The 18,096-nt window shown below is 59.3% G+C and carries 14 protein-coding genes; 11 read left to right on the forward strand and 3 right to left on the reverse strand.

What is annotated here, in order from left to right; genetic code table 11:
• Window positions 1-64 precede the first annotated feature (64 nt).
• The 3 genes from E8K79_RS07940 to nifS all read left to right on the forward strand — a co-directional run bounded on the left by E8K79_RS07940 (window position 65) and on the right by nifS (window position 3,885).
• Window positions 65-1,486, forward strand: coding sequence for a phosphoglucomutase/phosphomannomutase family protein (locus tag E8K79_RS07940; RefSeq protein WP_135871840.1), 1,422 nt, complete (start codon window positions 65-67; stop codon window positions 1,484-1,486).
• Between the two features lie 369 nt (window positions 1,487-1,855).
• Window positions 1,856-2,716: a Fe-S cluster assembly protein NifU gene (gene nifU / locus E8K79_RS07945; protein ID WP_136514268.1), complete on the forward strand. Its 861-nt coding sequence runs from the start codon at window positions 1,856-1,858 to the stop codon at window positions 2,714-2,716.
• Window positions 2,713-3,885 carry a cysteine desulfurase NifS gene (nifS, locus tag E8K79_RS07950; protein ID WP_136514269.1) on the forward strand — a complete coding sequence of 391 codons (1,173 nt, stop codon included), beginning with the start codon at window positions 2,713-2,715 and terminating at the stop codon, window positions 3,883-3,885. Before nifU ends, nifS begins: the two co-directional genes overlap by 4 nt.
• Window positions 3,886-4,188: 303 nt before the next feature.
• Here nifS and E8K79_RS07955 read toward each other — a convergent pair whose 3' ends face one another.
• On the reverse strand, window positions 4,189-4,431 hold the full coding sequence (locus tag E8K79_RS07955) for a CopG family transcriptional regulator (protein ID WP_136514270.1): 243 nt from the start codon (window positions 4,429-4,431) through the stop codon (window positions 4,189-4,191).
• A gap of 82 nt (window positions 4,432-4,513) precedes the next feature.
• Between E8K79_RS07955 and modF the strand changes: the two genes are divergently transcribed.
• Entirely contained in the window at window positions 4,514-5,971 is a 1,458-nt protein-coding gene (gene modF / locus E8K79_RS07960; protein ID WP_136514271.1) for a molybdate ABC transporter ATP-binding protein ModF, read from the forward strand.
• A gap of 2 nt (window positions 5,972-5,973) precedes the next feature.
• On the opposite strand, the gene E8K79_RS07965 is transcribed toward modF, so the two are convergent.
• Window positions 5,974-10,440, reverse strand: a complete 4,467-nt coding sequence (locus E8K79_RS07965) for a DEAD/DEAH box helicase (protein WP_136514272.1) — start codon at window positions 10,438-10,440, stop codon at window positions 5,974-5,976.
• Between the two features lie 365 nt (window positions 10,441-10,805).
• Between E8K79_RS07965 and E8K79_RS07970 the strand changes: the two genes are divergently transcribed.
• Window positions 10,806-11,021: an outer membrane protein assembly factor BamD gene (locus E8K79_RS07970; RefSeq protein WP_136514273.1), complete on the forward strand. Its 216-nt coding sequence runs from the start codon at window positions 10,806-10,808 to the stop codon at window positions 11,019-11,021.
• Window positions 11,022-11,110: 89 nt separating this feature from the next.
• On the opposite strand, the gene E8K79_RS07975 is transcribed toward E8K79_RS07970, so the two are convergent.
• Window positions 11,111-11,518, reverse strand: coding sequence for a c-type cytochrome (locus E8K79_RS07975; RefSeq protein WP_136514274.1), 408 nt, complete (start codon window positions 11,516-11,518; stop codon window positions 11,111-11,113).
• Between the two features lie 158 nt (window positions 11,519-11,676).
• On the opposite strand from E8K79_RS07975, the gene E8K79_RS21090 reads away from it, so the two are divergent.
• The 6 genes from E8K79_RS21090 (at window position 11,677) to feoB (ending at window position 17,868) form a co-directional block, all read left to right on the forward strand.
• On the forward strand, window positions 11,677-12,003 hold the full coding sequence (locus tag E8K79_RS21090; protein WP_162604625.1) for a hypothetical protein: 327 nt from the start codon (window positions 11,677-11,679) through the stop codon (window positions 12,001-12,003).
• Window positions 12,000-12,962 carry a DUF4123 domain-containing protein gene (locus tag E8K79_RS07980; protein ID WP_162604626.1) on the forward strand — a complete coding sequence of 321 codons (963 nt, stop codon included), beginning with the start codon at window positions 12,000-12,002 and terminating at the stop codon, window positions 12,960-12,962. The genes E8K79_RS21090 and E8K79_RS07980 overlap by 4 nt, the downstream gene beginning before the upstream one ends.
• Entirely contained in the window at window positions 12,959-14,188 is a 1,230-nt protein-coding gene (locus E8K79_RS07985) for an alpha/beta hydrolase family protein (protein ID WP_162604627.1), read from the forward strand. The genes E8K79_RS07980 and E8K79_RS07985 overlap by 4 nt, the downstream gene beginning before the upstream one ends.
• A 62-nt stretch (window positions 14,189-14,250) precedes the next feature.
• Entirely contained in the window at window positions 14,251-14,931 is a 681-nt protein-coding gene (locus tag E8K79_RS07990; protein WP_136514277.1) for an ankyrin repeat domain-containing protein, read from the forward strand.
• A gap of 357 nt (window positions 14,932-15,288) precedes the next feature.
• Complete coding sequence (locus E8K79_RS07995) at window positions 15,289-15,720, forward strand: Fur family transcriptional regulator (protein WP_135871821.1); 432 nt, start codon at window positions 15,289-15,291, stop codon at window positions 15,718-15,720.
• Between the two features lie 156 nt (window positions 15,721-15,876).
• Window positions 15,877-17,868, forward strand: coding sequence for a ferrous iron transport protein B (gene feoB, locus E8K79_RS08000; protein ID WP_136514278.1), 1,992 nt, complete (start codon window positions 15,877-15,879; stop codon window positions 17,866-17,868).
• Window positions 17,869-18,096: the final 228 nt, after the last annotated feature.

Raw genomic sequence — 18,096 nt, forward strand, 5'->3', positions numbered from 1 at the left:
ACAACTCGATACTGGACGTTTTGCCACAGCAGGTGGCCTTACTATCAATTGTCCTGGAGGGTTTATGCAGCGAATCACTTTCGGCACTTCCGGCTGGCGCGGCATCATGTGTGAGGACTTCATCTTTGAGAATGTTAAGGTAGTGACCCAGGCCATTGCCGATCACGTTAAGAGTACCGGCGAAGCGAATAAAGGCATCATCGTCGGCTACGATTCAAGGTTCATGGGGGAAGCGTTCGCAAAGGAGTCCGCACGCGTCTTGACCGGCGCCGGTATCCCCACCTTTTTGTGTGTCCGTGATACTCCCACCCCGGTCATCTCGTTCGAGATCCTGAGAAGGGGCGCCGCCGGCGCCATCAACTTTACTGCAAGCCATAATCCTCCGGAGTATAACGGCATCAAGTTTTCTCCCTCCTGGGGCGGCCCCGCACTTCCCGAAACCACCAACGACATAGAGCGCCGCGCCAACGAGATGTCCGGCGAGATCTGCTACAACGAGTGTCCTCTTGACGAGGCGGCCCGGAAGGGACTCCTTGAGGAGATCGACCCGATGCAGGACTACCTTGCCGATCTCGCCAAGAAGGTCGACTTCGCCGCCATCGCCAAACTCGGCACCGTCGCGGTCAACCCGCTCTACGGTACGGCGCGCGGCTACCTCGCCGAACCGCTCAAGGCGCACGGCGTGAAGGTGGTTCAGATGAATGCGAACCGCGATCCATATTTCGGCGGCTTTCCCCCCGAGCCCAGCGAGAAGTATATCCACGATTTTATAAAACTTGTGCAGCAGGATCCGGAAATTTCTCTGGGCATCGCAACCGACGGCGACGCGGACCGCTTCGGCATCGTCGACGGAGACGGAAGCTTCATCGAACCGAACTACATCATCGCCCTTCTTCTGGATTACCTGGTCCGGGTGAAGGGGATGACCGGCGGGGTCGGTCGCTCGGTCGCCACCTCCCATCTCGTCGACGCCGTGGCGAAGATGCACGGCATCAAGGTGTACGAAACGCCCGTCGGCTTCAAGTTCGTAGGCGAACTGATCAGCCAGGGAAAAATCATCATCGGCGGCGAGGAGAGCGCCGGTTTGTCCATCAAGGGGCACGTGCCCGAGAAGGACGGCATTCTGGCCTGCTTGCTGGTAGCGGAGATGGTTGCGCACGAGGGGATGCCGGTCAAGGCGCTTTTGGAGCGGCTCTACAGCAAGGTCGGGCGCTATCTCACCAAGCGGGTGAACATCACGCTCTCCCCCGAACTGGAGGAGTCCTTCCCGCAGACCATCGCCGCCACTCCGGCGAGCTTCGCCGGAGAGGCGGTGCGTGAAAAGATCACCGTGGACGGGAACAAGTTCCTTCTCGAAGACGGCAGCTGGCTTTTGTTCCGGAAGTCGGGCACCGAGCCGGTGGTGCGTCTTTACTGCGAGGCCTCCAGCGAAGATCGTCTCCAGGCGCTCGTGGAAGCAGGCCGGGCATTCATCCTGGGCAAATAGGAAAACCTCATCGCACAAGGGACGCAGACGCCAAAGGGGAACCGTTCTTTCCCGGGCGCTCTGCGTTCCCTTTTTCAGTTGCCGCTTTTTTGCGCGCACCAGACCGCACTGCAGGCAGCGCCTCGAAAGCAACGACGATACCCGTTCACGATCGTGGTACAACTTCCTTCGCGCATTCCCCCACTTACCGCTTCGTGATTGGTTTCTTTTCCGCCGCTGCCGCATGGGGAGCGGGAATTGCAATCCCTGCCGTAAACTCTGGATAAAAAAAGTACCTGACCACTTTGCTGTTGTTTCGGGGTCGTTTAGGGGTTGTTCTTTCCACGAGCTTTGCGCTATGATGACGGGACTAATTAGAAGGGAGGGTCTATGTGGGACTACACCGATAAAGTAAAAGAACATTTCCTCAACCCCAGGAACGTGGGCGAGATAACGGATGCTGATGCGGTCGGCGAGGTGGGAAGCCTGGCCTGCGGCGATGCCCTTAAACTCTTTATAAAGCTGGATGAAAATAAGGAACGCATCGTCGACGCGAAATTCCAGACCTTCGGCTGCGGCAGCGCCATCGCCTCCTCTTCCGCCCTCACCGAGATGGTGAAGGGGAAGACCCTTGACGAGGCGCTGGAGATCACCAACCAGCAGATCGCCGATTTCCTGGGCGGGCTTCCGGAAGAGAAGATGCACTGCTCGGTCATGGGGCAGGAAGCTCTGGAAGCCGCCATCGCCAAGTACCGCGGCGTCGATGCACCGGCTCACGGCCACGGTCATGACCACGTCGAGACCGAGGGGGAACTGGTCTGCAAATGCTTCGGGCTGACCGACGTCTTCCTGAAGAAGGTCATAGCCTCCAACAAACTGCACACGGCCGAGCAGGTCACCCACTTCACCAAGGCGGGGGGCGCCTGCGGCGGTTGCATCCCGAAGATCAAGGAACTGATCGCCGAGGTGATGGGCGAAGAGAAGAAGGCGGCGGCCGAGAAGCCCTCCAAGCTCACCAACTTAAGGAAGATGCAGCTCATCCAGGAAACCCTGGAAAACGAGGTACGTCCGCAGCTTTGGGCTGACGGCGGTGACCTCGAGTTGATCGACATCGACGGCTCCAACGTCCAGGTCGCCTTCAGGAAGGCGTGTGCCGGGTGCGCCTCCTCCGGTTACACCGCAAGATTCGTCGAACAGAAGCTGCGCGAACTCGTTTCCCCCGACATCACCGTGCAGGAGGTACAGGGATGAGAGAGATCTATCTTGATAACAACGCCACCACCAAGGTGGACGAGCGCGTTTTCGAGGAGATGCGTCCCTATTTCTGCGAGCTGTACGGCAACCCGAGCTCCATGCACTTCTTCGGCGGCCAGGTGCAGAAGAAGGTGGACGAGGCGCGTGCCCGCGTCGCCTCTCTTCTGGGCGCCCTGCCGGACGAGATCGTTTTCACCGCATGCGGCACCGAGAGCGATAACGCCGCGATCCGCTCGGCGCTCGAGGTGTTTCCGGAGAAGCGTCACATCATCACGAGCCGCGTCGAGCACCCGGCCGTGCTGACCCAGTGCCGCAACCTCACCAAGCGCGGCTACCGCGTCACCGAGCTGAACGTCGACGGCAACGGTCAGCTCGACCTGAACGAGCTCGAGAAGGCGCTGGACGAAGACACCGCCATAGTCTCCCTCATGTACGCGAACAACGAAACCGGCGTCATCTTCCCGATCGAGGAAGCTGCCAGGATCGTGAAGAAGAAGGGTGCCATCTTCCATACCGATGCGGTGCAGGCGGTAGGGAAGATCCCGCTGAACATGGCGGAGTCCGCCATCGACATGCTCTCCCTTTCCGGGCACAAGCTGCACGCCCCGAAAGGCGTCGGCGTCCTGTACGTGCGCCGTGGTACTCCGTTCCGCCCGATGCTGGTCGGCGGGCACCAGGAGCGCGGCCGCAGGGCCGGTACCGAGAACACCGCATCCATCATCGCGATGGGGAAGGCGTGCGAGCTTGCCGAGCAGTACATGGCGGACGAGGCGGGGCGCGTGCGCGAACTGCGCGATCGTCTCGAGCGCGAGCTGACCGCGCTGATTCCGAACACCCGTATCAACGGCGGCGGTACCGACCGTCTCCCCAACACCCTCTCCATCGCCATGGAGTTCGTGGAAGGGGAGGGGATCCTGCTCCTTCTTTCCGATAAGGGGATCTGTGCCTCCTCCGGCAGTGCCTGCACCTCCGGCTCCCTTGAGCCCTCCCACGTGCTGCGTGCCATGGGCGTTCCTTTCACCTGCGCCCACGGTTCCATCCGCTTCTCGCTTTCCAGGTTCACCACCGACGACGATATCGACGCGGTGATCAAGGAACTGCCGCCGATCATCTCCCGTCTGCGCGAGATGTCGCCGTTCGGGCGCGAGTATCTGGTTCAGAAGTAAATCCGCGGTCTGAAAGACAACAGACGGAGCAAAATAAAAGGGGTGAGCATGTCAATGCTCACCCCTTAAATTTGTTCATTCTGGGATTTCGTGAAGGCAGATGTCTGTCCCCACGAAAGTGCTGCATGAGCCCCAGCGTTCCCCCCTTTGCGAAGGGGGGAACGCTGGGGGGATTTGCCGTGGTTATGCCATGCTATCTGGGCCATTCCCGCAACTGTGAAAGTAGATGTCAGATGCTGAGCGACTTCTGTTGGGCCAACAAAGAGCAAATCCCCCCCGCCCCCCTTCGCAAAGGGGGGAGCTTTAAGGCCACCGTATCGAGCCATTTGCCTTTAGCTCTTGAAGCAAAGACTCGTAGGTGACTAGCGGCTCGTTTACCCTCTCCTCGAAGGCGGCCAAGTCCTCTGCATCTTCCGCCAGACTGTTGCGGACTGCATCGTTGACGAGATCTGAGAATGAGCGGGAGGTTTCCAGCGCCTTATGTTGTAGCGCCCTGTGCATGGCAGGGTCGAAATACACCGTCGTTCTTTTTGTTAATGCACACATATCTATACCTCCGAGCCGAGCATAGCGCCATGACGCTGTTCCGTCAAGTCGATGTCGGAGCCGATGTGAAAGGAAAAAATCATTGGTTGAGATCCGTCTGGAAAAGGTAAAAGCCAGGATAACGGAAGGGACGTTCCTGGAAGACATAACGCTCGAGATTGCCCGCGACCAGCATTGGGCCGTGGTCGGCGCAAACGGTTCCGGCAAATCGGCGATGGGAAAGCTACTTTGCAACGGACTTCCCGTACTGTCCGGTACGAGCCGCGTTCCGGTCCGCTCCGCCTACGTCTCGTTCGAAAAGATCGACGAGATACTGGAAGTGGAACGCTACAACGACGACTCCGATTTCCTGGGCTACGTGACGGAAGGCACACGCGTGGACCGCTTCATTCTCGCCGGCACCGATGCGGACGAGGCGAGGCTCGCGGAACTGGCACAGGAACTTGGCTTCACTAAGATCCTGGAGCGCGGCATCAAGTTCCTCTCGACCGGTGAGATGCGCAAGGCCCTCATCTGCAAGGCGCTGTTGCAGGATCCAGAGCTGCTGGTGCTCGACGAGCCTTTCGACGGCCTGGATCGGGACTCGAGCGCGGTGCTCAAACAGCTGATCAGTAGCTGCATCGAGCGCGGCACCCAGGTGGTGCTCATTTTGAACCGCTTCAGCGAGATCGTGGCGGAGACGACCCACATAGCCTACATAAAGGAGTGCCGCATTTTCATGTCGGGGGAAAGGGAAGAGATGCTGGCGTCGGAGGCGCTGCGCCGCTTCCATGCCTTCCACTACACCCTCCCGGCCGTCTTGCCCGAGGTCGACACGGCGCGCAGCGTGTCGCCCCTTGTGCCGGGCGAGCCGCTCATCGACATGAAAAACGTCACGGTGCGCTACGGGGAGAAGCAGATTCTGAGCGGGGTTACCTGGACCGTGCGGGAAGGGGAGCACTGGAAGATCAGCGGGCCGAACGGCTCGGGGAAATCAACCCTTTTGAGCCTCATAAGCGGCGACAACCCGCAGGCCTACGCCAACGATATCAGCCTCTTCGGCCGTAAAAAGGGGAGCGGGGAAAGTGTGTGGGACATCAAGAAGCGGATCGGCCTCGTCTCCACCTCGCTGCAGCAGGAGTACCGCTTGGCCGGTACGGTGAAGGTGGCCGTCATCTCCGGGATGTACGATTCCATCGGCATGTATTCTCAATATACGCTGCGCCAGCAGGAGATCGCGCTCGAGTGGCTCGACATCCTACACATGGGGCACCGCTGGGACCACGCCTTCCGTGATCTCTCCTACGGCGAGCAGCGTCTCGTCCTTCTCGCCCGCGCCATGGTGAAGCAGCCGGACCTTTTGATCCTCGACGAGCCGTGCCAAGGGCTGGACGATGTGAACCGCGAGATGGTGCTGAAGCTGATCGACCACCTGGGGCGCACAGGCAACACCCAGATCCTCTACGTGAACCATAACTTCGATGACCGCATACCCTGCATCACCAACAGCATGGAACTGGTGCCGGCCGCCGGGGGCGGCTACACCGCCGTCATCGGATAGCGCTACGGGTATTGTCGCCAGTACTCAAGGCCTGCGTAGGCCTCTTGGAAGCCGAAGCGCTTTAGCCCCTCCGCGTAAGGGGAAGATTGCGCCGGGTCCCCGTTGATCCGCTCCACGGTCACCCGCTTGAGCGGGTTAAAGTCCCGACTTACCAGGATGGTGAAGAAGGACAAGTAGCGCTCCAAAAGCGGATGATCCGGTTCCGCGGCAAACTCCAGTTCTTTCCCGTAACGCCTGGAAACCAGGACGAGACGCGGCCCGTGGTAAACCAGATGCGTGGAGGGAACGCGGGAGGGGAGCGTCTCGTGCAGCCCCGCGATGCCGCTGCCGCAAAGCGATGCCGGGTCAGTGGCGTTCAGCCAGTAGATCGCGTCTCCCGGCAGTCCCTTTTGCAGCAGCCGGTAGGCCTGCGGCGAAATGAACTGCAACCCCTGGATCCCCTCGAAGAACTGCCCGGAGAGTACCTCGCCAGACATCTCCATGATGCGCAACGTTCTGAAGAGCCTTCCCCACTGCAAAAGCGGCATTTCCCGCGTTAGCAACTCCCTGAAGAGAATCCCGTAACGATCCAGCAGCACGCGGACGCGGTCCTTGTTGCGCTCCTCCTGCTCGAGGACATCTCCCGCCTCGGTCGAACGAGGCAAGAGGTACCAGTTGCCGGGTCCTTCCTGCACCCGGCTCCAGCGTGTTCCGAGCGGGCGCCGCAGTTGGCGCGCATGTCCCGGCTCCGCGTGGGGGAGCTCGAAGCGGTTCAGGATGCCCCGGCGCACCGCGGCGAAGGAATCGTTGCTCAGTGCGCCGCCCCACGCGCCTTGCCAGAGCTCGCCGTTGACCTCGCCAGCCGGTTTTCCAGAGATGGAGCAGATCGAGGAGAGGCTGTAACGCCCCATGGGGTCTTGGATGAGCCTGGCAGGGATGTCCGCTTCCTTCCCGTATTCCTCCACATCGCGAAAGAGATCGAGGTCTTCGGGAAAAGCGAAGGAGAGCCTGCGCTCGCCGCAGCCGAACCAGAGGAGGTCGCTCGTCTGCATGAGACTGTCGAGCCAGGCCCCAAAATACGGCGCAAGGCGCGCGGGCAGAACTTCCTCCTCCCAGTTGGGCGCGGCAAGCGGGGTGCCGAGCAACTGCTCCAGCCGGGTCCTCAGGTCGTCTGGCTTATCTCCCGGAGCTGTTAATCCTTGGAAGTGGGCAAGGAACAGGGGAAGTTGGGCGACCTCGAGGGCTTCGAAAACCGGCTTTCGCGATCGGCGCAGCATGCGCAGCAGTGCCTCGAGGTTCACCGCGTCGCAAACCTCGGGCTCGATGCTCTCCTCGGTGAACCGATCAAGGATGATGGCTTCCGCCTCCTCAAGGGTCGCGAGGGCATCGCGCAACTGTTGCTCCCGCAACCCGAGCCTTGCCTGCAACCGTGCGACCGGCACCGGTCCGTAATAGCTCAACCACCGGCCGATCACCCTTGTCGCCCACGGTTCCTCTTCCTCCGCTTCCTCCTCGCTGGAACGCTCCCTTTCCCAGAGTTTCCGCAGCGCTTTATGCAGCCGGTCCAGAAGTATCGCATCATCGACGAGCGGCTCGAAGGCCACCTCCTGTTTCGAAAGGGAAAGCCCCCGCGCGATTTCGGGAACCATCTCCAGTGCGACAAAGAGCGGCGCTGCCGTGCGCGGTGGCCTCAGCAGGACGATCCGCTCCGCCAGCTGCGGGAGCAATTCCTCGTTGGAGCCGCCATCGCGTCGCACCGCTTCCAGAAGGAGAGGCCACTCTTCTTCCGGGATCAAAAGCCGCTCCTTAACCCAGTCGATCAGCTCACGTGCCGATTCCGGGGCATACCCTTGGGCGGTGCGCTGCCGTTTTTCCTCGAAGAGCCGGACCAGCTCCTGGGGCAGGCGCGGGCGCAGGTGCGGCGAGAGCGCCATCTCCTTGAGGAGCTCGCCCCCAAGCGACGATCTGCGCCCGCCTCCCAAAGTGTCGTCCTCGTAGACGTACTTGTTGGTCTGCTGCCAGATGAGCCCGCGGGCAAACGGAGAGGCCTGGGCGGTGCGGACCTGCGTGACGGCGATGGTGCCGTCCTGGATCTCCTCGAGGAGCCGCTTCAGGTTCACCAGGTCGAAGTCGTCCTTTAGGGCGGAACGCCAGGTCTCGAGCAGCACCGGGAAGTCGCGGTACTTTAGCACCGAGGCGAGAAGTCGCTTCGAGCGGAGCCGGTTCAGCCACAGCGGCATCCTTCTCTTGAAGCTGCTGCGCGACAGGAGAAGGGCGCGCCCGGCGTTCTCGCGAAAGCGCGCCCCGAAGTAACCGCTCGCCTCCAGCGATTCCCTGAGAAGCGTCTCGACGTTCTCCGGCGTCACGAGTTCCAGGATCCCTTCCGCCTGTTCCAGTTCGTCCGGGAGCAAAAGCGCTATGCCGTCGTTATTGTAGAAGGCCTGCAGCGGGTAGCCGTAGCGTTTCTCAAAAGCAGCGGTGAGGGCGAAGGTGAAGGGGCGGTTTACGGCGTTGCCCCAGAGGGTGTGCAGGATGATCTGCTGCGTCTCGGCCCCTCCGACGCGGTCCCGGAACTGCTCGATCAGCACGTGATGGCGGTGGGGAAGGGGGGCGCGTGTTGCTTCCCTCTGCTGCTTGAGATAACCCTCAAGCGCCTCGGCGGCGCCGGCATCCATGAAATGGCGCTCCACGAGCCGCGCGGCGAGTGCCGGTTTCCCGAGCTGTTCCTCGCTCTGCTCCAGAAAACCGGCGATCCTCTCCGAGAGGAAAAAGTCGCGGTCCAGTTCCTCGGCGCGCCAAAACGGTATGATCTGCTGGGACTTCCGGGCTGGGACGACCAACACGGTGCTGTGCGTGATCTCGGTGATCTGCCAGACCTGTGCCCCCAGTGCGAAGGTGTCGCCGAGCCTTCTCTCCCAGACGAACTCCTCGTCCAGTTCACCGATCTTCGCGCCGCTTTCCTTCAGGCGCAATTCGAAATAACCACGCTCCGGGATGGTTCCCCCTTCCAGGTAAACGAGCATGGAGAGCTCCGGTCGCGCCGCGATGGTCTCGTCGATGCGGTCCATGGTAACCCGTGGGCGCAGCTCCGGAACGCGGGTGTCGGCGTACTTCCCCTCCAGCATGCCGACGACGATGTCGAACTGCTGTCTGGTCAGGTTGCGATAGGGGTAGCTACACTTCAGGAAGTCGAAGAGATCTTCCAGGTGCCACTTCTCCGGCAGGGTCATGGCTAGGACGATCTGGGCGAGGAGATCGAGCGGCGCCTCGACCGGATGCAGTTCCTCGATCTCGCCGTCGGCTATGGCGCGCGCGATGACCGCGGCACAGACGAAATCCATCCCGAAGGTCGGGAAGAGCGTTCCGCTGCTCACCTCTCCCACGCCATGCCCGGAGCGCCCGATGCGCTGGATGGCGGAGGAAATGGAACGAGGCGTCTGGATCAGGACGACGCTGTCAAGCCGCCCTATATCGATGCCCAGTTCAAGGGAGTTGGTGGCGACGATCGCCTTAAGCTCGCCTCTTTTCAGCCGCTCCTCTACGGCGAGCCTGATCTCCCGCGATAGGGAGCCGTGGTGCGAGTAGGCGAGTTCCTCGCCTGACAACTCGTTGATGAGCCGGGTGACCCTTTCCGTGGTCCGGCGGCTGTTCGCGAAGAAAAGCGTCGAGCGGTGGCGGGCGATGATGTCGATGAAGCGTTCCACGAGCGCTGGCCAGAACTCTTCCTCGGCCGGGCTGTGCGCCGCGTTCGGCGCGCTGATTCCGATGCTGAAGCGTTTTTCCTGCTCGCCGCGCACCAGCGCCACCGGACGGGGCTGGTAGCGTTCTCCTACCTGACGGAAACCGCCCACGAAGTCCGCCACCGTTTCCAGGGGGCGAACCGTCGCGGAAAGGGCGATGCGCTGGAACTCGCCGCTCAAAAGGGTCAGCCGCTCGACGGCGGTGATGAGATGGGTGCCGCGCTTGTCCCCGGCGACGGCGTGGATCTCGTCGAGGATGACGGTGGCAACACCGGTGAGCGCGGCGCGGCTCCCCTTCGAGGTGAGGAGGATGTTGAGGCTTTCCGGTGTGGTGATGAGGATCTCGGGGGGGTGACGCAGCATGCGGCGGCGCTCGGAGCCCGGAGTGTCGCCGCTTCTCGTCTGGACGCCGATGGCGGGAAAAGGCTCCCCCTCATTTTCGAAGACCCGGCGCAACTGGTCGAGCGGTGCGAGCAGGTTGCGCCGCACGTCGTTGTTGAGCGCCTTCAGCGGCGACACGTAGATGACTCTTGTTTCCCCGGCGGACCAGGCCCCGGTGATCAGCTGGTTCAGCGCCCAGAGAAACGCGGCAAGGGTCTTGCCGCTGCCGGTGGGCGCCGTCACCAGGACGTGGCGCTCCTGGCTGATCTCGTCCCAGGCCCGCAACTGGACGTCGGTTGGCTGACCGAGAGTTTCGGCGAACCATTTCTGTACCAAGGGATGAAAGTGTCTGAGGATGGTCGAGGACATAGCTATGACTTTAGGCGAAGGTGAAGCCCTCTTCAAGTAGCGCGTCTTTTTTGTGGTGCTCTTGTCCCAAGTGAGAGGGGCTGTGAGCCGAGTTTATTAAGAAAGGAAAGATAATAGTTCCTTGGAACTATCCAAGCGAACTGCAAATCCCCTCTGTCCCCCCTTCGCAAAGGGGGGGACGCCTAGGCTCACGCAGCACTTCGTGGACAGCTGTATTCCATGTTCCGGGAATCTCCGATGGACCCTTGTAAAGTGGCATTTCGGAAAGATGTTTACTTTGCCTGCCTCCAATGGTAATGGATGCCTGAGTTTGCCAATTATTTCGCGTCTCACGGCGTTCGCCGGTAGGGACGATGGAGGTTCGCATGAAGAGACTGTTGCTCGTGGCGATGCTGGTCGTGGCGGGAGCCGGGTGTTCCGGGGATAAAAGCAAGGAGCTTTACGACACCGCGCAGTTCGAGGAGAAACAGAACAACCGCGAACATGCGAAGCAGCTTTACCAGGAGATCGTGGACAAGTACCCGGACAGCCCGGTCGCAAAGCAGGCTAAGGAGCGGCTTACGGCGCTGGGAGGGAAGTAGCGCCAGTTTCGTAGACAGAGGGACGCAAGGGAAGGGGCTTTTATCGGCTAGCGGCGGGGAGAAAACACCCCGCCGCTTTTTTTTGTGCATCAGGGGAAGGTTGCGAGGATGTATTGGCCGATCTTCTTGGCGTCGTCGTTGGAGATCATTCCCTCGTCGAACTTGGTCATGCCTGGACCGGGGTTGCGCATCACCTTCACGATATCCTCGGGCTTGGTGATCTTGCTGCGCTCAGCCATCGCCTTTGCTCCCAAAGGCTTCGCCGGGGTGATGGTGTTACCGCCGTTGGGGTGGCAGACGGCACAGTGTTGCTTGAAGAGCTGCTCGCCGGTGAGCCCGGTCGCTGAAGGAGCGGGTTCCTTGGCCGCCGGTGAGGTAGCCGAGCTTACCTTGCTTTGCGGCGGCGTGACCTGCTCTTCGCTCTTCTTTTTGCATCCTGTTACTGCGGTGGAAGCTAGTGCCAGAATTGCCAGGGTTACAACCAAACGCCTCTGCATGTGACACCTCCTGTTAGGGTTTTTTCATCCGGCGAGTATACCAGACAACATTTATCCTGCTGTGCCAAGAGCTTCTTTTTTAACTGCAGAGGCCTTTTTGACTTTTTGTTGGCAAATGCTAATCTATGGCGTCCGTTAGGGGCAAAGGAGGTTCCATCATGAAGAGAATGGTCATGCTGGTCGTGCTGGCGTTTTCATGTCAGGTATCCATTTGCTGTGCGGCCGGAAATGAGGTCGTCCACCGCGCCAACGGCAAGTTCATCCCGGACCAAAGGGATATCGAAAGCAGTCCAACCCAGGAAGATGCCTGCGAATGCTGCCAGAAGTGCAAGGCGGCGCAGAAACAGCCGACAAAGCCTCCCACCGAGCGAGAGGAGGCGACCACGACCGGTTGCGAAGACTGCTGCCAGCGCTGCGGCAGGCCCGTGCAGCCCCTCCCCGAAGACGTTCCCCCCGAGATCATCAACAAACCCAGGCAAAAATGATATCTGCGGCAGACATTAGGACCCTGAAACGACTGCTCCTTTGCACGGATGAGGCGAGGGCGTTCGCCATGCTGGACGGCGCAGCCCGGCCGGACCTCCTTGCGACCCTCGCGCATTGCCAACCCGAGCGCTACTGCCTGTTACGGGGTGAGCTGGCGCCTGACTTGGCGGCAGTCGCGCCCTACCTCGTGGCGCTTGAGCCCGAGGCGCCTTTCACCGACTGGGTCATGTCCCTGTGGGGGCTTAGCAGCGGTGTCTTAGGCGTCTCGCGCTGCGACCTTCATGGGCTGAACAGGCATTTCAGAAGCCTTATCCTCATCGAGTACGCGGACCGGCAGGCTTATTTTCGCTATTACGACCCTGTCGTCCTGCGAAACTACCTTCCAACTTGTACCAAGGTGGAACTGAGGGCTTTCTTTGGCGACGTGGAATTCTTCATCGTGGAAGACGAGGAACCTGGTGTCGCCTTGATTTTCGGGTTCGATGGAGATGTGCTTCGTCAGCACACGGTGGCACTAGGGGAAGGCGCCCCGTTGGACACTCTTCATGGGCTGGTTGAGCGGAACAGATTGAGACCGCAAGGTGAAGCAGGGAAGCTGAACGTACGACCGGAACAGCTCCAGCTACTGGGGATGAGCATCTACCTGGAGCGTATGCGACTTTATTTGAACGAGGTGTTTCCCGAAAGCAGAAGGGTGCCGAGAACCAACCTCGATCGGATGGTCATGGAGCTTACCGAACGCGCGGCAGGGTACAAACTGGTACTGGAAAATCATATCGCCGCCTTCCTCGCCGCAGCCTGGATTCTTGGGATGAACTTCGATGAGTCGTACCCCGCCGCGCGGGAAGTTTTGCTGGATTACGAGATGGACTGCGGTAGGAAAGCGGAATGGCTGTGGGACTTCATCGATGCGACGGCAGCATCTCTCGGGACCGGCGACGGCGGGAGGGGACTGTGAACGGGCAAGGCGATATCTTATCGGAACTTGCGCACCGTGCAGGCGATGCGGTCAGAAGCGGTGCTGAGTTTGTCGCGCACGCGGCAGAGATGGCAAAAGAAAGGGTGGAAACTGTCTCTAGAAAGGCGAAAGCGTACGTGGCGAAGAGAATTAATCCGCAGCCGGCCGGGGCGGTCATCGAACCCTGTCCGAAGAACAGGAAGGCAGAGCGCGTCGCTGAACGGAAGGCCAAGCTTTTGTCGAGCAGGGAACGGTTGGAGAACATGCCCGCCGGACCCAAGCGGGAGGCCTTGGCACACGCGACCGAACGCTTCGAACGCAACAACGTCGCCGTCGAGCGCGCCCGTCTTGCCGAGGATACCTACAAAGTAGGGCAGGGCGACCCGCCGGAGGGGTGGGAGAGGGTCGGGGGGGGGGAACTGAGACGAATGGGAATGAATCAAGAAGATTTTCCACAACTAGATCGCAGATTCTCTCCAGAAGATTATAAAGATGGCTATTTCGCAGAGCTTTACAAATCCAAACCTGATGTTTTTGATCACGAGCAGTACGTGCTGTCCTTTCGTGGCACGCAAGGGAAAAAAGATGGAATTACCGATCTGGTCCAAGCCTTCGGAGGGGAAACGGACCATTATTCTCGTGCCATAGCAGCCGCTCGGAAGCTGAAGCGCTTCTTGGGCAACAAGCTTGAGGTTACTGGTCATTCAATGGGAGGTGGAATGGCAATTGCGGCCGGACTTGTTGCCGGCATAAAAGTTAATGCGATTGACCCTGCAGGGGTACATCCCCTTACGCTGGAACGTGTAGGTGGACGATACAATAGAGAGGCTGCTGCAAGATACGTCACGAACTACATTGCTGACGGTGAAATCCTGGATTGCATCCAAAATCCGGCAAACCAACGCGTCATTGTTGCAGGAGTCACCTTGGCGGCCCCAGCTATTGGTGGCACTATGGTTGTCGCAGGGCGTCGTGCAATGTCAGAATCCGGTACTGTCACTTATGGCCCACCGGGTGTGATACATAAGCTCCCTATTATTGCTAACGCTGAAGACGTGCTAAATGGTAAATCAGTTCAGGGACTAACGCCTGGTCTTGCGGAGAAGCTCTCAAACGCCATCAACCCTGTACGAAAGGTGGGTTTGCATGACCCCGTATATGTCATTGCGGGGCTTGAACAGCAAAAGGCTGATGACATGAATACGATCAGTAGGGAAAGGCAGTGAGAGCCCTGCCTGCTTTTGCAATGGGAATTTCTCTTCTAACCAGTTGTGTGGGAGATAAGTCAATGTCAGAAAGCGGGTATAATCAGGATTTTGTGGTATCTAAGGATGTAGAGTTGATCAAAGCTATCTCCATAGGCGATTTAAAGGCAATCAGAACGTTGGCAGGAGAGGGCGGGAATTTGAATGCGGTGGGGAAGCATGAGAATACGCCTCTACGGGTCGCAGTAAAGCTGAAGCAAAAGCAGGTGGTCAGGTTGCTGTTCCAGTTGGGAGTTGACCCTAACTCCATAACACCTCGAGGCGTTGTGGCGGCAGCGGATGACGCCGTTACAGAAAAAGACCCAGATTTTCTACGTCTTTTTCTGGAGTTCGGTTTAGACCCGAATCTGAAATGTCAGGGCATGCCGTTAATATTTTTCGCACTATCACGCCAGAACTGGATCCAGTATGAGATGCTTCTTTCAAGTGGAGCAGACGTCAACTCAAAACTGCCTGACGGCTCATCATTGCTACTCGACTTGGTTATGCACATGGAGTACGACAGGGCAAAAGAACTGCTGCTTAAGGGGGCGGAGTTTAGGGTTAGAAGTAGCCATGGATTTAATGTATTGGACCAGTTGGTGGATGATCAGCGGCGCATGTGCATCGATCCTGACCTCCCTGACTGTCACAAGCGTGCCGAACTGCTGCGGCTTTTGCGGGAGCGAGGGGCGACCGTTCCTCCTGGCCTGCCGTACATGTAACTATCGCACCTGTTTCCCTTTCCTATCGGGCTTGCACTACAAGTACGCCTGTTCCCTAGACTCCCGTTGGAGCGGCGGAAGTAGGCAGGCGAAAAGCAAATCCCCCCTTGCCCCCCTTCGCAAAGGGGGGAACGTTTGACCAGCTTACTGCTTCGAGCAACACACACGTGCTTCCCAGGAATTTCCGGGTGAACCTTCGCAAAGGGGGAGGCGCTTTGGCTCACACAGCGCTTGGTCGGAGAACACAATTAGCGTCCTGAAACTTATTGTCTCCCCCCCTGATCCAATCCATCAAAAAATGATTGACAGTGACACGGCTCGTCGTTATCATGACATCCACTTTCAATTGGGGTCATCATGAAACGAGCCAAGAAAAAAGCTTTCGCCGAATTCATGTCCCAGCGCGGACTCAAGTCGACCAAGCAGCGCGACATCATCCTCGACAGTTTCCTCTCCAGCGACAGGCACCTGAGCATCGAGGAGCTGTATCTGAAGCTCAGGTCCAAGCACCCTAACATCGGCTACGCAACCGTCTACCGCACGCTGAAGCTCTTCGCCGAGGCGGGTATCGCCCGCGAGATGCAGTTCGGCGACGGCCAGACCCGCTACGAGCACGTGAGCGAGGGGGAGCATCACGACCACTTGGTATGTACCCGTTGCGGACACATCGAAGAGTTCGAAAACGAAGCGATCGAGAAGCTGCAGGACGAAGTGGCCGAGACTCATGGCTTCCTGATCGAGCGGCACCGTCTCGAACTGTACGGCCTCTGCGCCACCTGCAGGAAGTAACGCCCGGAGGGAGCCTGGCACGGCCCCTGCTCCTCCCGGCCTGCCTGCGTAGCCAACCCATCGATCAAGAGCAGTAAAAATTTTTTCCCGCCATCATGAAAGTGATATCCATTGACATTTCATTGGCAAGCTAACGTTAAAAGGGGTAGTAGAATCATGTCGATTTTCGGTAAGAAGGGTTCCTGTCACGAAACACCCACCGTCACCAGCACCGGCGCCAAGAAGGTGGCGCTGGTCGGGAATCCCAACGTCGGCAAGAGTGTGCTTTTCAACGCCCTCACCGGCGCTTACGTCACCGTCTCCAACTACCCGGGCACCTCGGTTGAGGTCTCCCGCGGCAACACCGTGATCGGCGGCGAGGAATTCGAGATCATCGACACCCCGGGGATGTACTCCATCCTCCCCATCACCGAGGAGGAGAGGGTGGCCCGGGAGATCCTCCTCACCGAGCGTCCGCACCTCGTGCTCCACGTCCTTGACGCGCGCAACCTGGAGCGCATGCTCCCCATGACGCTGCAGTTGATCGAGGCCGAGCTCCCCGTGATCCTCGTGGTGAACATCATGGACGAGGCGGCGCGCATGGGGCTTCAGATCGACATCCCGCTTCTGTCCGAGCGCCTCGGCATACCGGTGATCGGCGCCGCGACCGCTAAGAAGGTCGGTGTCCCCGAGATCAAGGCCGCCATCGCTGGCTCCAGCGCGAGCGCCATCCCCCCCTTCAGCTTTTCGCGCCTCATGGAAGGGGACATTGCCGAGATCGCCGCGACCTTGAAGGGAGACTACATCCTCTCGAAGAAGGCGCTGTCGCTGCTTCTTCTGCAGGGGGACGACGAGGTCGCCGATCTCGTGCGCGCCACCGAGGGAGAGGGTTTCACCCAGGTGGAAGGCGCGGTGCGTGAGAAGCGCTTCGAGCGGCGTGAATCTTTTCATCTCGACCTCTCCATGGAGCGCAAGTCCATCGTCAAGCGGGTGCTCGACGGCGCCTTCAAGACGCCGGAAAAGAGGGTGGTTACCCTGGCCGAGCGCATCTCGCGCCTGACGGTGCGCCCCGCGACGGGGATACCACTCCTGTTCATCGTGCTCTACTTCGGCCTTTACCAGTTCGTCGGCGTTTTCGGCGCCGGCACCCTGGTCGATGTGTTGGAGGGAAAAGGGTTCGAAGAATACTTCAACCCTTGGATCACCGGGGTCGTCAAGGGGAGCGTTCCGTGGCCCGTGATCCAGGAGCTCTTTGTTGGCGAATACGGCATCATCACCCTGGGATTTCGCTATGCCGTCGGCATCATCCTCCCCATCGTCGCCACCTTCTTCCTCTTCTTCTCCGTCCTCGAGGATAGCGGCTATTTCCCGCGCTTGGCCCTTCTGGTGGACCGGGTCTTCAAGACGATGGGTCTCACCGGCCGTGCCGTCATCCCGATGGTGCTCGGTTTCGGCTGTGACACCATGGCTACCATGGTAACCCGCACCCTTGAAACGGTACGCGAGCGGGTGATTGCCACCGTACTTCTGGCGCTTGCCATCCCGTGCTCGGCGCAGTTAGGTGTGATCATGTCGCTGCTCTCCCAGACGCCGGGCGCGCTCCTGGTCTGGAGCCTCTGCCTCTTCGGCATCTTCCTGCTTGTCGGCCTGCTTGCCGCCAAGGTGCTTCCCGGCGAGACCCCGATGTTCTACATGGAGATCCCGCCGATGCGTCTACCGCAGTTCTCGAACGTGCTCACCAAGACCTACACGAGGATGCAGTGGTACTTCATGGAGATCCTGCCGCTCTTCATCCTCGCCTCGGTGCTTTTGTGGCTCGGCAAGATCACCCATTTCTTCGAAAAGATGATCGAGGCGATGACCCCGGTCATGGCGTCCTTGGGGCTTCCCAAGGAATCGGCCGTCGCCTTCATCTTCGGTTTTTTCCGTCGTGACTACGGTGCGGCCGGTCTGTACGATCTGCAGAGCAAGGGGTTGATGAACCCGCGCCAGCTTACCGTTGCCGCCGTGACCCTGACCCTCTTCATACCGTGCGTCGCGCAGTTTCTGATCATGAAGAAGGAGCGTGGCTGGAACGTGGCTCTAAGCATCGGTCTCTTCGTCTCCACCTTCGCCTTCGGCTGCGGCTGGCTTTTGAACCGCTTCCTGCTGCTGACGAACATTCTGTAAAAACATTCAAGAACCTTTGTCACGCAAAGCCGCAAAGACGCAAAGAAAAACAACCCAGAGGCATAAACGATATAATTTTTCAATGCAAAGACGCGGAGACCCAAAGAGAGTCAAGACTTTTAGGGGTAAACCAAAAAACTTTTTGTCTTAAGGTTTTATCCTGTTCATCCCCTTCATCCCTGTTAATTGTTTTTGGTGTGAGCCTTTCTTTGCGACTTTGCGTCTTTG

Source organism: Geomonas edaphica (assembly GCF_004917075.1).
Lineage (GTDB): Bacteria > Desulfobacterota > Desulfuromonadia > Geobacterales > Geobacteraceae > Geomonas > Geomonas edaphica.

Coding starts and splice junctions, on each gene's coding strand:
- nifU (WP_136514268.1), top strand. CDS start 1,856: ATGTGGGACTACACCGATAAAGTAAAAGAACATTTCCTCAACCCCAGG.
- E8K79_RS07970 (WP_136514273.1), top strand. CDS start 10,806: ATGAAGAGACTGTTGCTCGTGGCGATGCTGGTCGTGGCGGGAGCCGGG.
- E8K79_RS07980 (WP_162604626.1), top strand. CDS start 12,000: ATGATATCTGCGGCAGACATTAGGACCCTGAAACGACTGCTCCTTTGC.
- feoB (WP_136514278.1), top strand. CDS start 15,877: ATGTCGATTTTCGGTAAGAAGGGTTCCTGTCACGAAACACCCACCGTC.
- E8K79_RS21090 (WP_162604625.1), top strand. CDS start 11,677: ATGAAGAGAATGGTCATGCTGGTCGTGCTGGCGTTTTCATGTCAGGTA.
- nifS (WP_136514269.1), top strand. CDS start 2,713: ATGAGAGAGATCTATCTTGATAACAACGCCACCACCAAGGTGGACGAG.
- E8K79_RS07995 (WP_135871821.1), top strand. CDS start 15,289: ATGAAACGAGCCAAGAAAAAAGCTTTCGCCGAATTCATGTCCCAGCGC.
- E8K79_RS07940 (WP_135871840.1), top strand. CDS start 65: ATGCAGCGAATCACTTTCGGCACTTCCGGCTGGCGCGGCATCATGTGT.
- E8K79_RS07955 (WP_136514270.1), bottom strand. CDS start 4,431: ATGTGTGCATTAACAAAAAGAACGACGGTGTATTTCGACCCTGCCATG.
- E8K79_RS07990 (WP_136514277.1), top strand. CDS start 14,251: ATGTCAGAAAGCGGGTATAATCAGGATTTTGTGGTATCTAAGGATGTA.
- E8K79_RS07975 (WP_136514274.1), bottom strand. CDS start 11,518: ATGCAGAGGCGTTTGGTTGTAACCCTGGCAATTCTGGCACTAGCTTCC.
- E8K79_RS07965 (WP_136514272.1), bottom strand. CDS start 10,440: ATGTCCTCGACCATCCTCAGACACTTTCATCCCTTGGTACAGAAATGG.